Below are 15,928 nucleotides of genomic sequence, written 5' to 3'. Positions count from 1 at the left end.
ACCAGATCACGATGGGCGGAGCGGATCGTAGTTCATGAGGTCAGAACGTAAAAGGCGTGAGGCCCCGTCCATAAAATCTGCCGGGAAGGAGCCGATCGGTGACTATTTGGAAACGTCGGCGCCGAAATATTTCTGCGAGATCTTCTCATAGGTGCCGTCCGCCTTGATCTCTTCCAGCGCCTTGTTGATGGCCTCGAGCAGTTCCGGTTCGCCCTTGCGGATGATGATGCCGGAATAGTCGGCATCCGCCTGTTCGGCGGCGATCTTCACATTGGCGTCCGGCTTCTGCTTCCTGAAGTCAAGGAAGGAGAGGCTATCGTTGATTGTCGCATCGGCGCGGCCGGTCAGCACGAGCTGGATCGACTGGTCGAAACCTTCGGTGCCGACGAGTTCGGCGCCCGATGCTTCGGCGAGCTTGCCAAAATTGCTAGTCAGCGACTGGGCGGCCTTCTTGCCCTTCAAATCGGTGAAGTCCTTGATCTCCTCGTCGTCGCCGCGCACGATCAGGACTGCCTTCGAGGCGATATAGGGGTCGGAGAAGTCGTATTTCCTCTTGCGTTCCTCAGTAATGCCGACCTGGTTAATGACCGCGTCGTAGCGATTGGCATCGAGGCCGGCGATCAGGCCATCCCACTTGCCTTCGAGGAATTCGGGCTGAACGCCGAGCCGCTTGGCGACTTCCCGGCCGATCTCGACGTCGAAGCCGACCAGCGCGCCGCTCGCGTCGTGATAGGTGAAGGGAGCGTAGGTGCCTTCGGTGCCGATCTTCAGCACCCCGGCGGACTTGATCTCGTCGAGGTTGGAGCCGGCCTCGGCCGGCGCGAAGGCGGCAAGTTGCAGGAGGGCGGCAGCGAAAAGCGTCGGAAGAAGTTTCATCGTCTTGGTTCCATTTTGTCGTTCTCCGGCCCGTCATCCGGATTGCGGCGACCATCGCACAAAAGCCGGTGCGGCTGAGCGCATAAAAGACCAATTCGCGGCTGTTCCGATGAATATTTTTTCCACTTGGTCAGGAAACCTTCGAAACGGCTGCCGGTACAACCGACGGGCCTCGGCCCTGTTCCACGCTTGGAGGTTGAATTCGCGAGCGGAAGGTGGTAGTCACGTTCCTGCCTGTTAATGCACGTTTATGCACGGTCACTCATGTCGACAGAATTGCTGCTGCGGGAAAGACAATCGGCGATCCGGGAACGCCTGGTGACGCGTGGTCGCGTCCTTGCGGGCGACTTGGCGCGTGAGTTCAAGGTTTCCGAGGACACGATACGCCGGGATCTCCGCGAAATGGCGGCGGCCGGGCTTTGCGAGCGCGTCTATGGCGGCGCCTTGCCCCTTGCGCCGGATGCGGGCCGCTCCTTGAGCGAACGTACTCGGATCGCATCCGAGCGCAAGGCCGCGCTGGCGCAGGCATGTGTCGGCTATATCGAGCGCGGCATGACCGTCTTTCTCGATGCGGGCTCGACTAATCTGGCGATCGCGCAAGCGATCGCTCCGGATGTTGCCGCGACCATCGTCACCAACACGCCGCTGATCGCTTCTGCCCTGATGGAGAAGCCGGCTCTCGATCTGATCCTGATCGGCGGCACGCTGGACCGCGCCGTCGGTGCCGCGGTCGGTGCGCGGGCGCGACGCGACGCGGAACTGCTCCGGCCGGATCTCTGCATCCTCGGGGCCTGCGGCGCGGACCCGGAGGCCGGGCTCACGGCGGTTCATTTCGAAGACGCCGAATTCAAACGGCTCGTCGCATCCAAGAGCCGCTCGGTGCTCGCCGCCGTCACCACGGAGAAGCTCGGCACCGCTGCCCCTCATGCCGTTATCGCCGTCGAAGCCGTCTCGACGCTGGTGCTCGAGGCGGATGCGCCGGCGGCTGACGTCGCCGCCCTGAAGGCGCGCGGCATAGGCGTCATTCTCGCCGGGCAACCAAACCGATGAGCGGGTCGTTCGACGGTCTGGCGATAGCAATTGAGCAGCAGGAAGGCTGATCCCATGGACCAATATTCCGACAGTGCCCGGACCGGCATCCGCCAGGGCTATATGACGAGAAACCGGCTTGCCGTGTCGCTCCTGTTCCTGATGAATGGCTTCGTCACCGGCAGCTGGGCGCCCAAGATTCCGGAATTCAAGGATCGGCTCGGCATTGGCGAAAGCGTGCTCGGCCTGTTGATCCTGGTGTTTGGTGTCGGCTCGCTGGTGCTGATGCCGATCGCCGGCGGCTTCATCGCCCGCTTCGGTTCGGAAAAGGTGGCGAAGCTCACGGCGATCATTCTCTCGCCGCTGCTGCTTTTGCTGACGCTGGTGCCGAATGTCTGGACGGCCGCGACCGGCATGTTCCTGCTCGGGGGCTTTGTCGGCGCCATGGACGTGGCAATGAACGCCAATGCGGTGGAGGTCGAGAAGTCGATGCGGCGGGCGATCATGTCCTCCTGCCACGCCTATTGGAGCCTCGGCGGCTTGCTCGGCGCCGGGACCGGCGGCTTCCTGATGGCGCGCGTGGGCGTGCTGCCGCATGCGGTCGCGGTGACCCTGCTCTGTTTGGCAATCCTCGCCGTCGCCTGGCCGATGGTCCTCGCTGACAAGCCGCATCCGACGGCGGCGAGGCAGAAGCTCAGCCTGCCAAGGACGCCGCTGCCCTGGCTGATCGGCCTCATGGCGCTGTTCTCTATGGTGCCGGAGGGCGCGGTACTTGACTGGGGCGCGCTCTATCTCCGCAACGAACTCGGCGCCTCCATCGAGCTCTCCGGCTTCGGCTTCGCGGCCTTCTCGGCGACGATGGCCACCATGCGCTTTGCCGGCGACCATGTGCGCGACCGGCTGGGCGCGAAACGCACGCTGCGCATCTGCACGATGACGGCGCTTGTCGGCCTCGTCCTTGCCGGACTCGCGCCCAATGCGGCGCTGGCGATTCTCGGCTTCGCCATTGCCGGCATCGGCATTTCCAACATGGTGCCGATCGCCTTCTCCGCCGCCGGCAACATGCCTGGCCTGCAGCCGGGAATCGGGCTCGCGGTCGCGACTACCATGGGCTATTCCGGCATGCTCTTCGCCCCGTCGCTGATCGGCTTCATAGCGGAGCACAGCGGTTTCGCCGTGATCTTCACCTTTATCCCGGTCCTTTTCGTCGTCGTGCTGCTGCTGTCGCAGCACGCTTCCCACGCCGACCACGGCCGGGAACAATGACGGCGGCGTGCCATCAATTCGCCGTCAGCGCGTGCTGTGGGCGTTGACAAGCGGGTTTTCCTTCGCCACCTGAAACGCGAAAGCATGTGACGCGGCTTTCCGGCCGGAATTGCGCAATACCAAGAAGAGGCCTTCATGTCTTCTGCCTTCGACTTCGAGCCCAAGCCGCGCCGTGCCTCGGTCGCCGTCGATGTCGGCGGCGTGATCGTCGGCGGCGGCGCGCCGGTCGCCGTGCAATCGATGACCAATACGGACACGGCCGATGTCGATGCGACCGTCGCTCAGGTGGCGGCGCTTTACAGGGCTGGTTCGGAGCTGGTGCGGATCACGGTCGACCGGGACGAGAGTGCCGCCGCGGTGCCGAAGATTCGCGAGCGGCTGTTGCGCCTTGGCATGGATGTGCCGCTCGTCGGCGACTTCCACTATATCGGCCACAAACTCTTGGCCGACCATCCGGCCTGTGCCGAGGCGCTCGCAAAATACCGCATCAATCCGGGCAATGTCGGCTTCAAGGACAAAAAGGACAAGCAGTTCGCCGAGATCATCGAAATGGCGATGCGTTACGACAAGCCGGTGCGCATCGGAGTGAACTGGGGTTCGCTCGACCAGGAACTCCTGACCCGGCTGATGGACGATAACAAGGCCGATGGCTCGCCCATGACTGCGCAGCAGGTGACCCGAGAGACGATCGTGCAGTCGGCTCTCATCTCGGCGGAACTGGCCGAAGAGCTTGGCTTGCCGCGCAACCGCATCATACTCTCCGCCAAGGTTTCGGGCGTGCAGGATCTGATCGCCGTCTATGCCATGCTCGCCTCGCGCTCCGACCATGCGCTGCATCTGGGCTTGACCGAGGCCGGCATGGGCACCAAGGGGATCGTCGCCTCCTCGGCCTCGCTCGGCATTCTAATGCAGCAGGGCATCGGCGATACGATCCGGATCTCGCTGACGCCGGAGCCCGGTGGCGACCGCACCCGCGAGGTGCAGGTGGCGCAGGAGCTCCTGCAGGTCATGGGGTTCCGCCAGTTCGTCCCGGTCGTTGCCGCCTGCCCCGGCTGCGGCCGCACGACGTCCACCGTCTTCCAGGAACTAGCCCAGAAGATCGAGGAGGACATCCGGGCCAGCATGCCGGTCTGGCGCGAAAAATATCCGGGTGTCGAGGCGCTGAAGGTCGCCGTCATGGGCTGCATCGTGAACGGTCCCGGCGAAAGCAAGCACGCCGACATCGGCATTTCGCTGCCCGGCACCGGCGAGACGCCGGCCGCGCCCGTCTTCGTCGACGGCCAGAAGGCGATGACGCTACGCGGTCCCAAGATCGCCGAGGAATTCCAGTTGCTCGTCTCCGACTATATCGAGAAACGCTTCGGCCGCGGCCAGGCGGCGGCGGAGTAGATATAGGAGCTAATCTCCTCAAATACTTACCCGTCCGGATTGCCCCTCATCCGGCCTATCGGCCACCTTCTCCCCGCATGCGGGGCGAAGGGGACTCGCGGCGAGCGCCGGCGCAAAGTCCTCTCCCCAGTTGCGGGGCAAAGACCGGCCTAAAGAATCTCGTCAAGCGCCGCAATCAGCATGGCACATTCGGCGTCCGTTCCGATCGTGATGCGCAGGAAATCCTCGATCCGCGGCTTGGCGAAATGGCGGACGATCACGGCGCGTTCGCGCAGCTTGGCGGCGAGCGTCCGGCCGGCATGGTCCGGATGTCGGGCGAAGACGAAATTCGCCTGGGACGGCAGGACCTCGAATCCGCGCTCTTCCAGTTCCCGGATGAGTTCCGCCCTCGTGGCGATGATCTTGCCGCGCGTTTCGTCGAACCAAACCTCATCCCTGATCGCGGCAATGGCGCCGGCCTGGGCGGCGCGTCCGAGCGGGTAGGAATTGAAGCTGTCCTTGACGCGTTCGAGCGCGTCGACCAGCGGTCGCTGGCCGATGGCGAAACCGACGCGCAAGCCCGCGAGAGCGCGCGATTTCGAGAAGGTCTGCACCACGAGCAGGTTCTCGTATTTCGGCACGAGCGCGACCGCCGACTCGCCGCCGAAGTCGACATAGGCCTCGTCGATCACCACCGGCTGCTCCGGGTGCTCGGCGACCAGCCGTTCGATCTCCGCAAGCGGCATGCCGATACCGGTCGGCGCATTGGGATTCGGAAGGATGATGGCGCCCGCGGGGCGGCGATAATCGGCAATATCGATACGGAAAGCGTCGTTGAGCGGCACCTCGACCGCTTCGATACCGAAGAGGCCGGCATAGGTCGGATAGAAGCTGTAGGAAATATCCGGAAAGAGCAGCGGCCGGTCGTGTTTCAGAAGCGCGGCGAAGGTGTGCGCCAATACTTCGTCGGAGCCGTTGCCGACGAAGACCTCGTTGGCGGAGACGCCGTACCGTTCGGCGATCGCCTGCCTCAGGCCCTGTGCGACCGGATCCGGATAGAGCCGCATATCCTCGCTTGCCGCGGCTCGGATCGCTTCCAGCGCCTTTTCCGAGGGCCCATAGGGGCTTTCATTGGTGTTGAGCTTGACGAGGTTGGCGATGCGCGGCTGCTCGCCCGGCACATAGGGCTTCAGTTCGGATACGATCGGCGACCAGAATTTACTCATGAGCGGTCAGCTCCTGCGATTGGCGATGAAGCGTGCGGTTTCGGCAAGGATAGTGGATCGGGCGCCATAGGGGGCGAGCAGGCCTTCCGCTTCGGCCACCAGTCTTTCGAGCTCGCGCTCGGCCCAGGACTGACCGTGAAGCGCAACCAGAGTGCCCTTGCCGCGGGCGGCGTCCTTGCCGGTGGCCTTGCCCATTGCCTTGGCGTCGGCCGTCAGGTCGAGCAGGTCGTCGGCAAGCTGGAACGCAAGGCCGATCTTGTCGCCGAAGGCGCGCAGCCGCCGGCGGTCGTCGACGCTCGCATCGGCTATGATCGCCCCGGCCTCGCAGGCAAAGCGGATCAGCGCCCCGGTCTTCATCGCCTGCAGTGTGACGATGCCGGCCTCGTCCGGTGCCGTCCTCTCGGCGGCAAGGTCGAGCGCCTGGCCGCCGGCCATGCCGCCATGGCCGGAAGCCCGGGCAAGCGCAAGCACGAGCCCTGTCTTCTGCCGGTCCGATAGCGGCGTTTCCGGTGCGGCAATAATGTCGAAGGCGTAGGTCAGCAGACTGTCGCCCGCAAGGATGGCGGTCGCTTCGTCAAAGGCGATATGCACCGTCGGCTGCCCGCGACGCAACTCGTCGTCATCCATCGCCGGCAGGTCGTCATGGACGAGGGAATAGCAGTGCACGCATTCCAGCGCCGCACCAACCCTCAAGGCCGCCCCGGCATCGCCGTGGAGAAGGGCGGTGCTTTCAGCAACGAGGAAGGGGCGCAGCCGCTTTCCGCCATTGAGCACGCCATGGCGCATGGCGTCGAGCAGGACCGCCGGGCGGGCGATTTCGTTTTCGAGCGGGACGGGCCCGAGAAGTGTCGCAAGCAGGCTCTCGACCGCCTGCGCATCGCATTTCAGCCGTGCCTCGAAGGATGGTGTCTCGTCTGTCATGAAAGGCTCTTTGGCACGGGCCGAAGCGGCTTTCAACGGGCTTTCGCGTCGCATTCGCCGGGGATGAGCGCATCCAAGACTTGTCTTTTGCAACAAGGCCGTTCAACTTTCGGCCTCCGTGAAATAAGAAAGCGGAAATGGACAGAGGGTCGAACAGCCAGGCCGTGGACATCATTTCGGAAAAACGCGAGGGGGGCGAGATGTCTGCCGGCCGAGGATCTGCCCTGCGCGGCGCCTGGCGGCGCCTCCTCCGTCTCGCCGTCTTTCTCCTCTTGCTGCCCTATCTCCTGGTCTTCTTCTATCTCGCCGAGTTCGTTCATCCGGTTTCGACCTTGATGCTGCGCGACCTCGTGTTGCTGCGCGGCTATGACCGGCAATGGGTCGAGTTCGAGAAGATCGCGCCGGTCCTCGTGCAATCGGTGATGATGTCCGAGGATGGTCAGTTCTGCGCGCACACGGGCGTGGACTGGGTACAGATGCGCGGTGTGGTCGCGGATGCGCTCGATGGCGCGCAGACGCGCGGCGCCAGCACCATTCCGATGCAGACGGTCAAGAATCTCTATCTCTGGAACGGCCGCTCCTTCGTCCGCAAGGCGCTGGAAGTGCCGCTGGCGATCGCCGCCGACTTCGTCTGGAGCAAGCGGCGCATGATGGAGATCTACCTGAACGTCGCCGAGTGGGGCGACGGGATCTACGGCGTCGAAGCGGCCGCGCGCCATTATTTCGGCGTTCCGGCGGCAAAGCTCTCGCGCCGTCAGGCGGCGCTGCTCGCCGTCGCACTGCCCAATCCGGTCGACCGCAATGCCGGCAAGCCCGGGCGAGGCCTCAGGCGGCTTGCCTCGGTGATCGAGCGCCGCGCCAGCCAATCCCGCGACTACATCACATGTCTTTATGATTGAGATGAAGGCAATTCATTGGTCCTCCCGCCGCTGATGTGGCAAGGCTGGCTGCCGAAAAGATGAACGGAGACAGGATCATGGCCAAGCTCGTGCTTTACGTCGGCAACAAGAATTATTCCTCCTGGTCGCTGAGGCCGTGGCTGGCGCTCGAAGCCTGCGGCGTCTCGTTCGAAGATGTGGTCATCCCCTTCGACTTTCCCGCCGGAAATCCGCGCTTCAGCGAGATTTCTCCGACAGGCCGCGTGCCGGTGCTGCACCACGGCGATGTGCGGGTCTGGGAGTCGCTGGCGATCATCGAATATGTGGCGGAGCTCTACCCCGAAGCGGGCCTCTGGCCGGAGGCGCTGGAGGATCGCGCCCGCGCGCGCAGCTATTCAATGGAGATGCTCTCCGGTTTCCGGGCGCTGCGCGGCGCCTGCCCCATGAACATCCGCAGGCCGCGCCAGGCGATCGCCCTTCCCGACGGGGTGGCGGCCGACGTCGCGCGGATCGAAGCGATCTGGCGCGAGGCGATCACCCGCTCCGGCGGCCCGTTCCTGTTTGGCCGTTTCACCGCCGCCGACGCGATGTTCGCGCCGGTCGTCAATCGCTTCGACATCTACGAACTCGTGACGGATCCATCGACGCTTGCCTATATGGAGGCGGTCAGGACGCATCCGGCCTTCCGGAAGTGGGAAGAGGCGGCGAGAGCCGAACCCTGGATTGTTCCCGAGGACGAAGCATGATGCTCTCGAAGCTGGGCTGAGGCCCCGCCGCCGGCGCAAAGTCGAAAATTTGCGTGCGGGGACTGGTCAAACGGTGGTCGGCCATGTATAAGCGCGCGGAATTTCCGAGATCGACATCTGTTTGACCCGGCCATTTTCGGCTGCTGAACAGTGTTTTGCCCGATAAGTGGAGAATGAAATGGCTGTACCGAAAAGAAAAACGAGCCCGTCCAAGCGTGGCATGCGCCGTTCCGCCGACGCCCTCAAGGCTCCGACCTACATCGAAGACAAGAACTCCGGTGAACTTCGCCGTCCGCACCACATCGATCTGAAGACCGGCATGTATCGCGGGCGCCAGGTCCTGACGCCGAAGGAAAACGCATAAGCGTTTCCACTACGGATAGATTGGAAGGGGTCGGCATTGCCGGCCCTTTTTCTATTGGCGGCAGGTGTAGTCGCATTGGACCGGATCGCGCCCGAAAGCCCCTCCCCTTAGGGGAGGGGTTCAGCCCAGGTTATCGAGCTTCGTCTGGAGCGCGCGCAGCTGCTCCTTGAGATCGTCGATGTCCTTGGCCTCGGGCTTCTTCGTCTCCTTGGCTGGAGGGGCGGCGGCCATGAAAGGGGAGAACATCTGCATTGCCTGATGGAACATTTCGGTGTTGCGCCGGACCTGTTCCTCGACGAGTTGCAGCGGCACCTGCAGGTTCTTGCCGAGCGGCGTGTCGCCGAAGGCCTTGTTGATCTGCTCGCGCATCTGCGCCTGCTGCTCGGTGAAGGCCTGCATCGAGTGTTCGAGGTAGCTTGGCACGACCATCTGCATCTGGTCGCCGTAGAAGGAGATCAGCTGGCGCAGAAAGGAGACCGGCAGGAGCGTGTTACCGGTCTTCGACTCCTGCTCGAAAATGATCTGCGTCAGCACGGAATGGGTGATGTCCTCGCCCGACTTGGCATCTTGGACGATGAAGTCCTCGCCCCGCTTCACCATCACGGCCAGGTCGTCCAAGGTTACGTAGGTGCTCGTCCCGGTGTTGTAGAGGCGCCGGTTGGCATATTTCTTGATAACGATCTGGCCATCGCTCTTCGCCATCAGGCTCTCCTCTTACCCATGGTCCCGTCTTTATTGTGTTTTTCAGAGTATCCGCAAAAGAGCGCCGCTGACAATCTCTTTGTGCGATGCGGCGACGCGGGTGCAAAAATATGATGAAACGGCCGAATCGTGAAGCTTTTGTATCGCTTCATCAAGGCGTTTGACTTGCGCGCGCGGCTTTGCCAGTCTGGCCGGCGAGGCCAAGCAAGAAGAGGAAACGTCCCATGAGCAATCCCTCCATCGTGATCGCCAGTGCCGCCCGTACCGCCGTCGGGTCCTTCAACGGCGCTTTCGGCAATACGCCCGCCCATGAACTCGGCGCAGCCGCCATCAAGGCGGTGCTCGAGCGCGCCCGCGTCGAGGCGGCGGAGGTGGACGAGGTGATCCTCGGTCAGGTCCTGCCTGCGGGCGAAGGACAGAATCCGGCCCGCCAGGCGGCGATGAAGGCCGGTCTCCCGCAGGAGAAGACCGCCTGGGGCATGAACCAGCTTTGCGGTTCCGGCCTCCGGGCCGTGGCGCTCGGCATGCAGCAGATCGCGACCGGCGATGCAAATATCATCGTGGCCGGCGGCATGGAATCCATGTCGATGGCACCCCATTGCGCCCATCTTCGCGGCGGCGTGAAAATGGGCGACTTCAAGATGATCGACACGATGATCAAGGACGGCCTGACGGACGCCTTCTATGGCTATCACATGGGCATCACGGCCGAGAACGTCGCGCGCAAATGGCAACTGACGCGCGAGGAGCAGGACGAATTCGCGCTTCGCTCCCAGAACAAGGCCGAGGACGCCCAGAAGGCCGGCCGGTTCGCCGACGAAATCGTCCCCTTCATCGTCAAGACCCGCAAGGGCGACGTCACGGTCGATCAGGACGAATATATCCGCCACGGCGCCACGCTCGATTCCATTGCAAAGCTCAGGCCTGCCTTCGACAAGGACGGCACGGTCACGGCCGGCAATGCCTCGGGTCTCAATGACGGCGCGGCCGCGACGCTCTTGATGACGGAAGCGGAGGCCGGAAGGCGCGGCGTCCAGCCGCTTGCCCGCATCGTCTCCTGGGCGACGGCCGGCGTCGATCCGCAGATCATGGGAACCGGCCCGATCCCCGCCTCGCGCAAGGCGCTCGAAAAGGCCGGCTGGTCGGTCGGCGACGTCGAGCTCGTCGAGGCGAACGAGGCCTTTGCGGCGCAGGCCTGCGCCGTCAACAAGGACCTCGGCTGGGATCCGTCGATCGTCAACGTCAATGGCGGCGCGATTGCGATCGGCCATCCTATCGGCGCCTCCGGCGCGCGCGTCCTCAACACGCTGCTCTTCGAAATGAAGCGGCGCGGCGTCTCCAAGGGTCTCGCCACGCTTTGCATCGGCGGCGGCATGGGCGTTGCCATGTGCGTGGAACGCATGTAGGCGGCCGCCGCATGCCGGGCGCCCACATCGACGACGGCTGCAGAGTTCAACGAGGCGCGAGTGGTCCAATGCATGATGGACCACTCGACGGCGGACCATGAAACCGTCTTCAAGAAGCTCATGATCGCGGTCCTCACCGAGGACGACGGCGGCGTCAAGTCGTCCCTGGTGCAGATGACGAGCAGAATCATGGATCTCGCGCTGACGAAGTGCGAGGTCGGCATATCCTCACTCTCGACCCCTGCCTTCCAGGCGGCAGCCAAGCTCTACGGTCAGCAGATGGGCGAGAAAATGATGAAAAATGCATTCGCAAAACTGAATTAGTCGAGGGAGGCGAAAGATGAGCAGAGTAGCATTGGTAACGGGCGGGTCCCGCGGCATCGGCGCTGCGATCTCGGTCGCGCTGCAGGCGGCAGGCTATAAGGTGGCCGCGACCTACGCCGGCAATGACGAAAAGGCCCAGGCCTTTAAGCAGGAGACCGGGATTCCGGTCTACAAATGGGATGTTTCCAACTATCAGGCCTGCGCCGACGGTATCGCCAAGGTGGAGGCCGATCTCGGGCCGATCGATATCCTCGTCAACAATGCCGGGATCACCCGCGACGCGATGTTCCACAAGATGACGCCTGAGCAATGGGGAGAGGTGATCAACACCAACCTCACGGGCCTCTTCAACATGACGCACCCGATCTGGTCCGGCATGCGCGACCGCGGGTTCGGTCGCATCGTCAATATCTCTTCGATCAACGGCCAGAAGGGACAGATGGGCCAGGCGAACTATTCGGCCGCCAAGGCCGGCGACCTCGGCTTCACCAAGGCGCTCGCGCAGGAGGGCGCCGCGAAAGGGATCACCGTCAACGCGATTTGCCCGGGATATATCGGCACCGAGATGGTGCGTGCGGTTCCGGAAAAGGTGCTCAACGAAAGGATCATCCCGCAGATCCCCGTCGGGCGCCTCGGCGAGCCGGAGGAGATCGCCCGCTGCGTCGTGTTCCTGGCGTCCGACGATGCCGGCTTCATCACAGGCTCGACGATTTCGGCAAATGGCGGACAGTACTTCGCCTGATCGAGCGGAGAGGGCGGCGGGGATCTACCGTCGCCGCTCTCAAGCAGGCGCTGGAGCACGTCTGGTCGCCGACGAGCTCCAGCAAATATTCGGTCGAGAATCCTGCGCTCGGCCAATGCAGCGTTACCGCGATAGCGCATCGGCCCGAAAATCGTACCCGATTTTCGAAAAGCTCGATGCGCAGATTCAAAGAGTTACAGCGACCTTTGCGCGTCTGAAGACGCGCGGCGCTGTAGTGGTTCAGGACCTTTTCGGCGGCGAAATCCTGAAGACCCGCACCGGCGCGGGTATGCACTTCTACAATCGGATCGACGGCGAGCGGCATGATCTGACGCTCTCGCAGTTCGACGAGCCGATCCAGTTCGACGATGTTGCGTCGACACGCGACGAGGCCTTCGCGGACACGTCCGATGCCCAATATCGAGCCCTTAAGGAAGGTCTCGACCTGTTCTGTCGAGGTTTACTCCGTCCTGGCTAGCGCCTTGGCGCCCTCATGCCTTGTATGGGCTTCGGGATCAGCCAGGGAAGCGCCTCTCCTTGGTCGGCATACGTTGAGCGCGAAGCATTTCAGACCTCGCGCATGGGCAATGTGCATCTATATCTTGTAGGGAACAAAAACGGAAAATTTGTCTATCGGCGAGTCTCCCTTTATGCGCCGATCGATTCCGGGATGCTGCGGCGGCGATTCTCATTCCCCGATCTTCCGAGTCTCGATCCGAATCAGGTGAAAAATTTTTCAGGTATTCCAGACTCTTGGATTCCGAATCCTTTGCGCCGAGTCCCGACGCGGCGACGAAGAAATTGCCGTCAAGGGCCCCTGAGCCCACATGGTCGTTACAGATTCAGCATCTCGTGTGAATCCGCCACGGACGGTCTACATATAGCGGTGAACATACAGTGAATCATTGCGAATAGCGATTCGTCGCCGATTCGTTCCGCGGCTGTTCCAAATGTCAACATTGCGGAACGGTATGGAGACGCTAGATATGGGCCAGCGCCAGTCGCATTTAATCGCTCGCGCCCCTTGCGTTTGGCCCTGCGCATGGGCATCTGTTTCCGGCCGGGGCGCGAGCGCGCGCCGGCTCGTTGAGACTGCCCGGGATCGATGCCTTGTCCTTTCAATCCATGATCCTGAGCGGCCGCGGCGTGACCGCGGTGCTCGGGCCCACCAATACCGGCAAGACGCATTACGCGATCGAGCGCATGGTGGCGCATGACAGCGGCGTCATCGGGCTGCCGCTGCGATTGCTCGCGCGCGAAGTCTATACGCGTCTCGTCGAGAAGGTCGGCCATCACAATGTCGCACTGATCACCGGCGAGGAAAAGATCTCGCCGCATCGGGCCCGCTATTCGGTCTGCACCGTCGAAGCCATGCCGCGCGAGACGACAGCCTCCTTCGTCGCGATCGACGAGGTGCAACTCGCGGGTGACCTGGAACGCGGCCATATCTTCACCGACCGGCTCCTGCATCTGCGTGGTCGAGGCGAGACGCTGCTCCTCGGTGCCGCGACCATGCGGCCGATCCTGGAGCATCTCCTGCCCGGCATCACCGTCGTCGAGCGGCCGCGCATGTCGCAACTGCTCTATGCCGGCTCCAAGAAGATCACGCGGCTGCCGAACCGCTCGGCGATCGTCGCCTTTTCGGCCGATGAGGTCTATGCGATCGCCGAACTCATCCGGCGCCAGCGCGGCGGTGCGGCCGTGGTCCTCGGCGCGCTTTCGCCGCGTACCCGCAATGCCCAGGTCGCGCTCTACCAGGAGGGGGACGTCGACTATCTGGTGGCGACGGACGCGATCGGCATGGGTCTCAATCTCGACGTCGATCACGTCGCCTTTGCCCAGGATCGCAAGTTCGACGGATACCAGTACCGCAACCTCAACCCGGCGGAACTCGCCCAGGTCGCGGGGCGCGCCGGCCGCCATGTCCGCGACGGGTCCTTCGGCGTGACGGGACGCGTCGATCCGTTCGAGGACGAACTCGTCCATCGCATCGAATCACATGAGTTCGACCCGGTGCGGGTGCTGCAATGGCGTTCCAAGGCGCTCGACTTCTCCTCGCTGAAGGCGCTGAAGATGAGTCTCGAGGCGGCGCCTGCCGTTTCCGGGCTTGCCCGCGCACTTCCGGCCGTCGACCAGCAGGCGCTGGAGCACCTGGCGCGCTATCCCGAGGTGGCGGATGTCGCAACCACGGCGGAGCGGGTCGAGAAGCTGTGGGAAGCCTGCGCGCTGCCCGATTATCGTCGCATCACGCCGGCGCAGCATGCCGACCTGATCTCGACGATCTATGCGGACCTTGTTCGTGACGGCCGGGTCAATGAAGACTTCATGGCCGAGCAGGTTCGCCGCGCCGATCACACGGACGGCGAGATCGACACACTTTCGGCGCGAATTGCGCAGATCAGGACCTGGACCTATGTGTCCAACCGGCCCGGGTGGCTTGCCGATCCGACACACTGGCAAGAAAAGACGCGGGAAATCGAGGATCGATTGTCCGACGCGTTGCATGAAAGGTTGACGAAACGCTTTGTTGATCGCAGGACATCTGTGCTCATGAAGCGCCTGAGAGAGAATGCGATGCTGGAAGCAGAAATCAGTGTGAATGGGGATGTCTTCGTCGAGGGGCACCATGTTGGTCAGCTAACCGGGTTCCGGTTCACCCTGGCCGCCGGCGAAGGGGCGGATGCAAAAGCTGTTCAGGGCGCCGCCCAGAAGGCGCTGGCGCTGGAATTCGAGGCGCGTGCCGCTCGTCTTTACGCGGCCGGCAATGGCGATCTGGCGCTGTCCTCGGACGGCCTCGTGCGCTGGCTCGGCGATCCCGTCGCGCGGCTTACCGCCAGCGACCACGTCATGCGTCCCCGCGTTATCCTGCTCGCCGACGAGCAGCTCCACGCCAATGCCCGCGAGCATGTGCTGGCCCGCATCGAACGCTTCGTCAATCATCACATCAGCACGGTGCTCAAGCCGCTGGACGATATTTCCCGCGCGGAGGATCTCGAAGGACTCGCCAAGGGGCTTGCCTTCCAGCTCGTCGAGAATCTCGGCGTGCTCTTCCGCCGAGATGTCGCGGATGAGGTGAAGTCGCTCGATCAGGAAAGCCGCGCCTCGATCCGTAAATACGGGGTCCGCTTCGGCGCCTATCACATCTTCCTGCCGGCGCTCCTGAAGCCGGCGCCGGCGGAGCTCATCACGCTGCTCTGGGCGTTGAAGAACGACGGACTCGACAAGCCCGGCTATGGCGAACTGATCCCGATGCTCGCCGCCGGCCGCACCTCGGTTGTCGCCGACCCGTCCTTCGAGCGGACGTTCTACAAGCTCGCGGGCTTTCGCTATCTCGGCAAGCGCGCGGTCCGGATCGACATATTGGAGCGCCTTGCCGACCTCATCCGTCCGCTCCTGCAATGGGCGCCGGGGACGACGCCGCGTCCGGACGGCGCCTATGACGGCCGCCGCTTCATGGCGACGACCTCTATGCTCTCAATCCTGGGCGCGACGCCGGACGACATGGAGGAGATCCTGAAGGGTCTCGGCTATCGCGCGGACGTGGTCACCGCGGAGGAGGCGGCAAGTTTCCTTGCGGGCGACGACGGTGCGACAGCCGACGCGGCTGCCGCCGCGGAAGCTGCTCCGGAGCAGAGCGAAATCGATGTTGCGACGGATGCCTTGGACGAGGCGCCGGCGGATGCTCCGGCCGCGGAAACCCCGGGCGAAGGCGCAGTCGCGCCGGCCGAAGCGGAGGACCCGGCGGAACCGAAGCCGGTGCTTCTGTGGCGTCCAGGCACACGCCAGGACAACCAACGGGCGGGCGGACGCCATCAGGGCGACCAGCGCCGCGGCGGCCAGCGCCATGGCGAACGCCATGGTAAGGCTGACGGTCGCGAGGGCGGACGCAAGAGCGGCGGACCGGCGCGTGGAAAGGCACAGGACGGCAAGCCGGGTGGCCAGCGCAAGGAGCGTCAGGATCGCCATGATCGCGGCGGCAAGTTCGAGGGACGCCCGCCGCGCAAGGAAAAGCCACTCGATCCGGATTCGCCTTTCGCGAAGCTCGCCGCTCTCAAGGAGCAGCTGAAGAAATAGGCGAAG

At 63.6% G+C, this 15,928-nt stretch carries 16 protein-coding genes; 12 read left to right on the top strand and 4 right to left on the bottom strand.

Going from position 1 to position 15,928, the window contains the following annotated elements; translation table 11 throughout:
• Positions 1-102: 102 nt before the first annotated feature.
• Complete coding sequence (locus tag AC4P1R_RS15085; protein ID WP_069458826.1) at positions 103-876, bottom strand: amino acid ABC transporter substrate-binding protein; 774 nt, start codon at positions 874-876, stop codon at positions 103-105.
• 264 nt (positions 877-1,140) lie between these two features.
• On the opposite strand from AC4P1R_RS15085, the gene AC4P1R_RS15080 reads away from it, so the two are divergent.
• From AC4P1R_RS15080 to ispG, 3 genes are all read left to right on the top strand, one after another.
• Entirely contained in the window at positions 1,141-1,926 is a 786-nt protein-coding gene (locus AC4P1R_RS15080; protein WP_083265342.1) for a DeoR/GlpR family DNA-binding transcription regulator, read from the top strand.
• Between the two features lie 54 nt (positions 1,927-1,980).
• Positions 1,981-3,171: an MFS transporter gene (locus tag AC4P1R_RS15075; protein ID WP_069458824.1), complete on the top strand. Its 1,191-nt coding sequence runs from the start codon at positions 1,981-1,983 to the stop codon at positions 3,169-3,171.
• A gap of 135 nt (positions 3,172-3,306) precedes the next feature.
• Positions 3,307-4,560 (top strand): flavodoxin-dependent (E)-4-hydroxy-3-methylbut-2-enyl-diphosphate synthase, encoded by a 1,254-nt coding sequence (gene ispG / locus AC4P1R_RS15070; RefSeq protein WP_069458823.1) that lies wholly within the window; start codon positions 3,307-3,309, stop codon positions 4,558-4,560.
• A 149-nt stretch (positions 4,561-4,709) separates the two neighbouring features.
• On the opposite strand, the gene hisC is transcribed toward ispG, so the two are convergent.
• Together hisC and AC4P1R_RS15060 are read right to left on the bottom strand one after the other, a co-directional pair.
• Entirely contained in the window at positions 4,710-5,765 is a 1,056-nt protein-coding gene (hisC, locus tag AC4P1R_RS15065) for a histidinol-phosphate transaminase (RefSeq protein ID WP_492177158.1), read from the bottom strand.
• Positions 5,766-5,771: 6 nt separating this feature from the next.
• Positions 5,772-6,686: a polyprenyl synthetase family protein gene (locus tag AC4P1R_RS15060; protein WP_069458977.1), complete on the bottom strand. Its 915-nt coding sequence runs from the start codon at positions 6,684-6,686 to the stop codon at positions 5,772-5,774.
• Between the two features lie 137 nt (positions 6,687-6,823).
• Between AC4P1R_RS15060 and mtgA the strand changes: the two genes are divergently transcribed.
• The 3 genes from mtgA (at position 6,824) to rpmF (ending at position 8,674) form a co-directional block, all read left to right on the top strand.
• Positions 6,824-7,585, top strand: a complete 762-nt coding sequence (gene mtgA / locus AC4P1R_RS15055; protein ID WP_083265337.1) for a monofunctional biosynthetic peptidoglycan transglycosylase — start codon at positions 6,824-6,826, stop codon at positions 7,583-7,585.
• Positions 7,586-7,662: 77 nt separating this feature from the next.
• On the top strand, positions 7,663-8,310 hold the full coding sequence (locus AC4P1R_RS15050) for a glutathione S-transferase family protein (RefSeq protein ID WP_069458975.1): 648 nt from the start codon (positions 7,663-7,665) through the stop codon (positions 8,308-8,310).
• Between the two features lie 178 nt (positions 8,311-8,488).
• The gene (gene rpmF, locus AC4P1R_RS15045; protein ID WP_003535764.1) at positions 8,489-8,674 is read left to right on the top strand and encodes a 50S ribosomal protein L32; all 186 of its coding nucleotides are present in this window, start codon (positions 8,489-8,491) and stop codon (positions 8,672-8,674) included.
• Between the two features lie 120 nt (positions 8,675-8,794).
• Here rpmF and phaR read toward each other — a convergent pair whose 3' ends face one another.
• On the bottom strand, positions 8,795-9,376 hold the full coding sequence (gene phaR / locus AC4P1R_RS15040) for a polyhydroxyalkanoate synthesis repressor PhaR (protein ID WP_069458821.1): 582 nt from the start codon (positions 9,374-9,376) through the stop codon (positions 8,795-8,797).
• Between the two features lie 224 nt (positions 9,377-9,600).
• Here phaR and AC4P1R_RS15035 point away from each other — a divergent pair, with 224 nt between their 5' ends.
• From AC4P1R_RS15035 to AC4P1R_RS15010, 6 genes are all read left to right on the top strand, one after another.
• Positions 9,601-10,782, top strand: a complete 1,182-nt coding sequence (locus AC4P1R_RS15035; protein WP_225192052.1) for an acetyl-CoA C-acetyltransferase — start codon at positions 9,601-9,603, stop codon at positions 10,780-10,782.
• Between the two features lie 60 nt (positions 10,783-10,842).
• Complete coding sequence (locus AC4P1R_RS15030) at positions 10,843-11,106, top strand: hypothetical protein (RefSeq protein WP_225192053.1); 264 nt, start codon at positions 10,843-10,845, stop codon at positions 11,104-11,106.
• Positions 11,107-11,122: 16 nt separating this feature from the next.
• The gene (locus AC4P1R_RS15025) at positions 11,123-11,848 is read left to right on the top strand and encodes a beta-ketoacyl-ACP reductase (protein WP_069458818.1); all 726 of its coding nucleotides are present in this window, start codon (positions 11,123-11,125) and stop codon (positions 11,846-11,848) included.
• Entirely contained in the window at positions 11,764-12,066 is a 303-nt protein-coding gene (locus AC4P1R_RS15020; RefSeq protein ID WP_425353236.1) for a YunG family protein, read from the top strand. Before AC4P1R_RS15025 ends, AC4P1R_RS15020 begins: the two co-directional genes overlap by 85 nt.
• A 17-nt stretch (positions 12,067-12,083) precedes the next feature.
• Positions 12,084-12,326 (top strand): YunG family protein, encoded by a 243-nt coding sequence (locus AC4P1R_RS15015; protein WP_131820482.1) that lies wholly within the window; start codon positions 12,084-12,086, stop codon positions 12,324-12,326.
• Between the two features lie 647 nt (positions 12,327-12,973).
• Positions 12,974-15,922, top strand: coding sequence for a helicase-related protein (locus tag AC4P1R_RS15010; protein WP_225192088.1), 2,949 nt, complete (start codon positions 12,974-12,976; stop codon positions 15,920-15,922).
• Positions 15,923-15,928: the final 6 nt, after the last annotated feature.

The organism is Sinorhizobium sp. Y406, assembly GCF_058732025.1.
This window is presented reverse-complemented; position numbering and strand designations above follow the sequence as displayed.

What these genes read in the sequence shown, in the direction of transcription:
- ispG (WP_069458823.1), top strand. Translation starts at nt 3,307, where the DNA reads ATGTCTTCTGCCTTCGACTTCGAGCCCAAGCCGCGCCGTGCCTCGGTC.
- AC4P1R_RS15085 (WP_069458826.1), bottom strand. Translation starts at nt 876, where the DNA reads ATGAAACTTCTTCCGACGCTTTTCGCTGCCGCCCTCCTGCAACTTGCC.
- AC4P1R_RS15075 (WP_069458824.1), top strand. Translation starts at nt 1,981, where the DNA reads ATGGACCAATATTCCGACAGTGCCCGGACCGGCATCCGCCAGGGCTAT.
- rpmF (WP_003535764.1), top strand. Translation starts at nt 8,489, where the DNA reads ATGGCTGTACCGAAAAGAAAAACGAGCCCGTCCAAGCGTGGCATGCGC.
- AC4P1R_RS15035 (WP_225192052.1), top strand. Translation starts at nt 9,601, where the DNA reads ATGAGCAATCCCTCCATCGTGATCGCCAGTGCCGCCCGTACCGCCGTC.
- AC4P1R_RS15080 (WP_083265342.1), top strand. Translation starts at nt 1,141, where the DNA reads ATGTCGACAGAATTGCTGCTGCGGGAAAGACAATCGGCGATCCGGGAA.
- AC4P1R_RS15025 (WP_069458818.1), top strand. Translation starts at nt 11,123, where the DNA reads ATGAGCAGAGTAGCATTGGTAACGGGCGGGTCCCGCGGCATCGGCGCT.
- AC4P1R_RS15060 (WP_069458977.1), bottom strand. Translation starts at nt 6,686, where the DNA reads ATGACAGACGAGACACCATCCTTCGAGGCACGGCTGAAATGCGATGCG.
- phaR (WP_069458821.1), bottom strand. Translation starts at nt 9,376, where the DNA reads ATGGCGAAGAGCGATGGCCAGATCGTTATCAAGAAATATGCCAACCGG.
- AC4P1R_RS15050 (WP_069458975.1), top strand. Translation starts at nt 7,663, where the DNA reads ATGGCCAAGCTCGTGCTTTACGTCGGCAACAAGAATTATTCCTCCTGG.
- hisC (WP_492177158.1), bottom strand. Translation starts at nt 5,765, where the DNA reads ATGAGTAAATTCTGGTCGCCGATCGTATCCGAACTGAAGCCCTATGTG.
- mtgA (WP_083265337.1), top strand. Translation starts at nt 6,824, where the DNA reads ATGGACAGAGGGTCGAACAGCCAGGCCGTGGACATCATTTCGGAAAAA.
- AC4P1R_RS15010 (WP_225192088.1), top strand. Translation starts at nt 12,974, where the DNA reads ATGATCCTGAGCGGCCGCGGCGTGACCGCGGTGCTCGGGCCCACCAAT.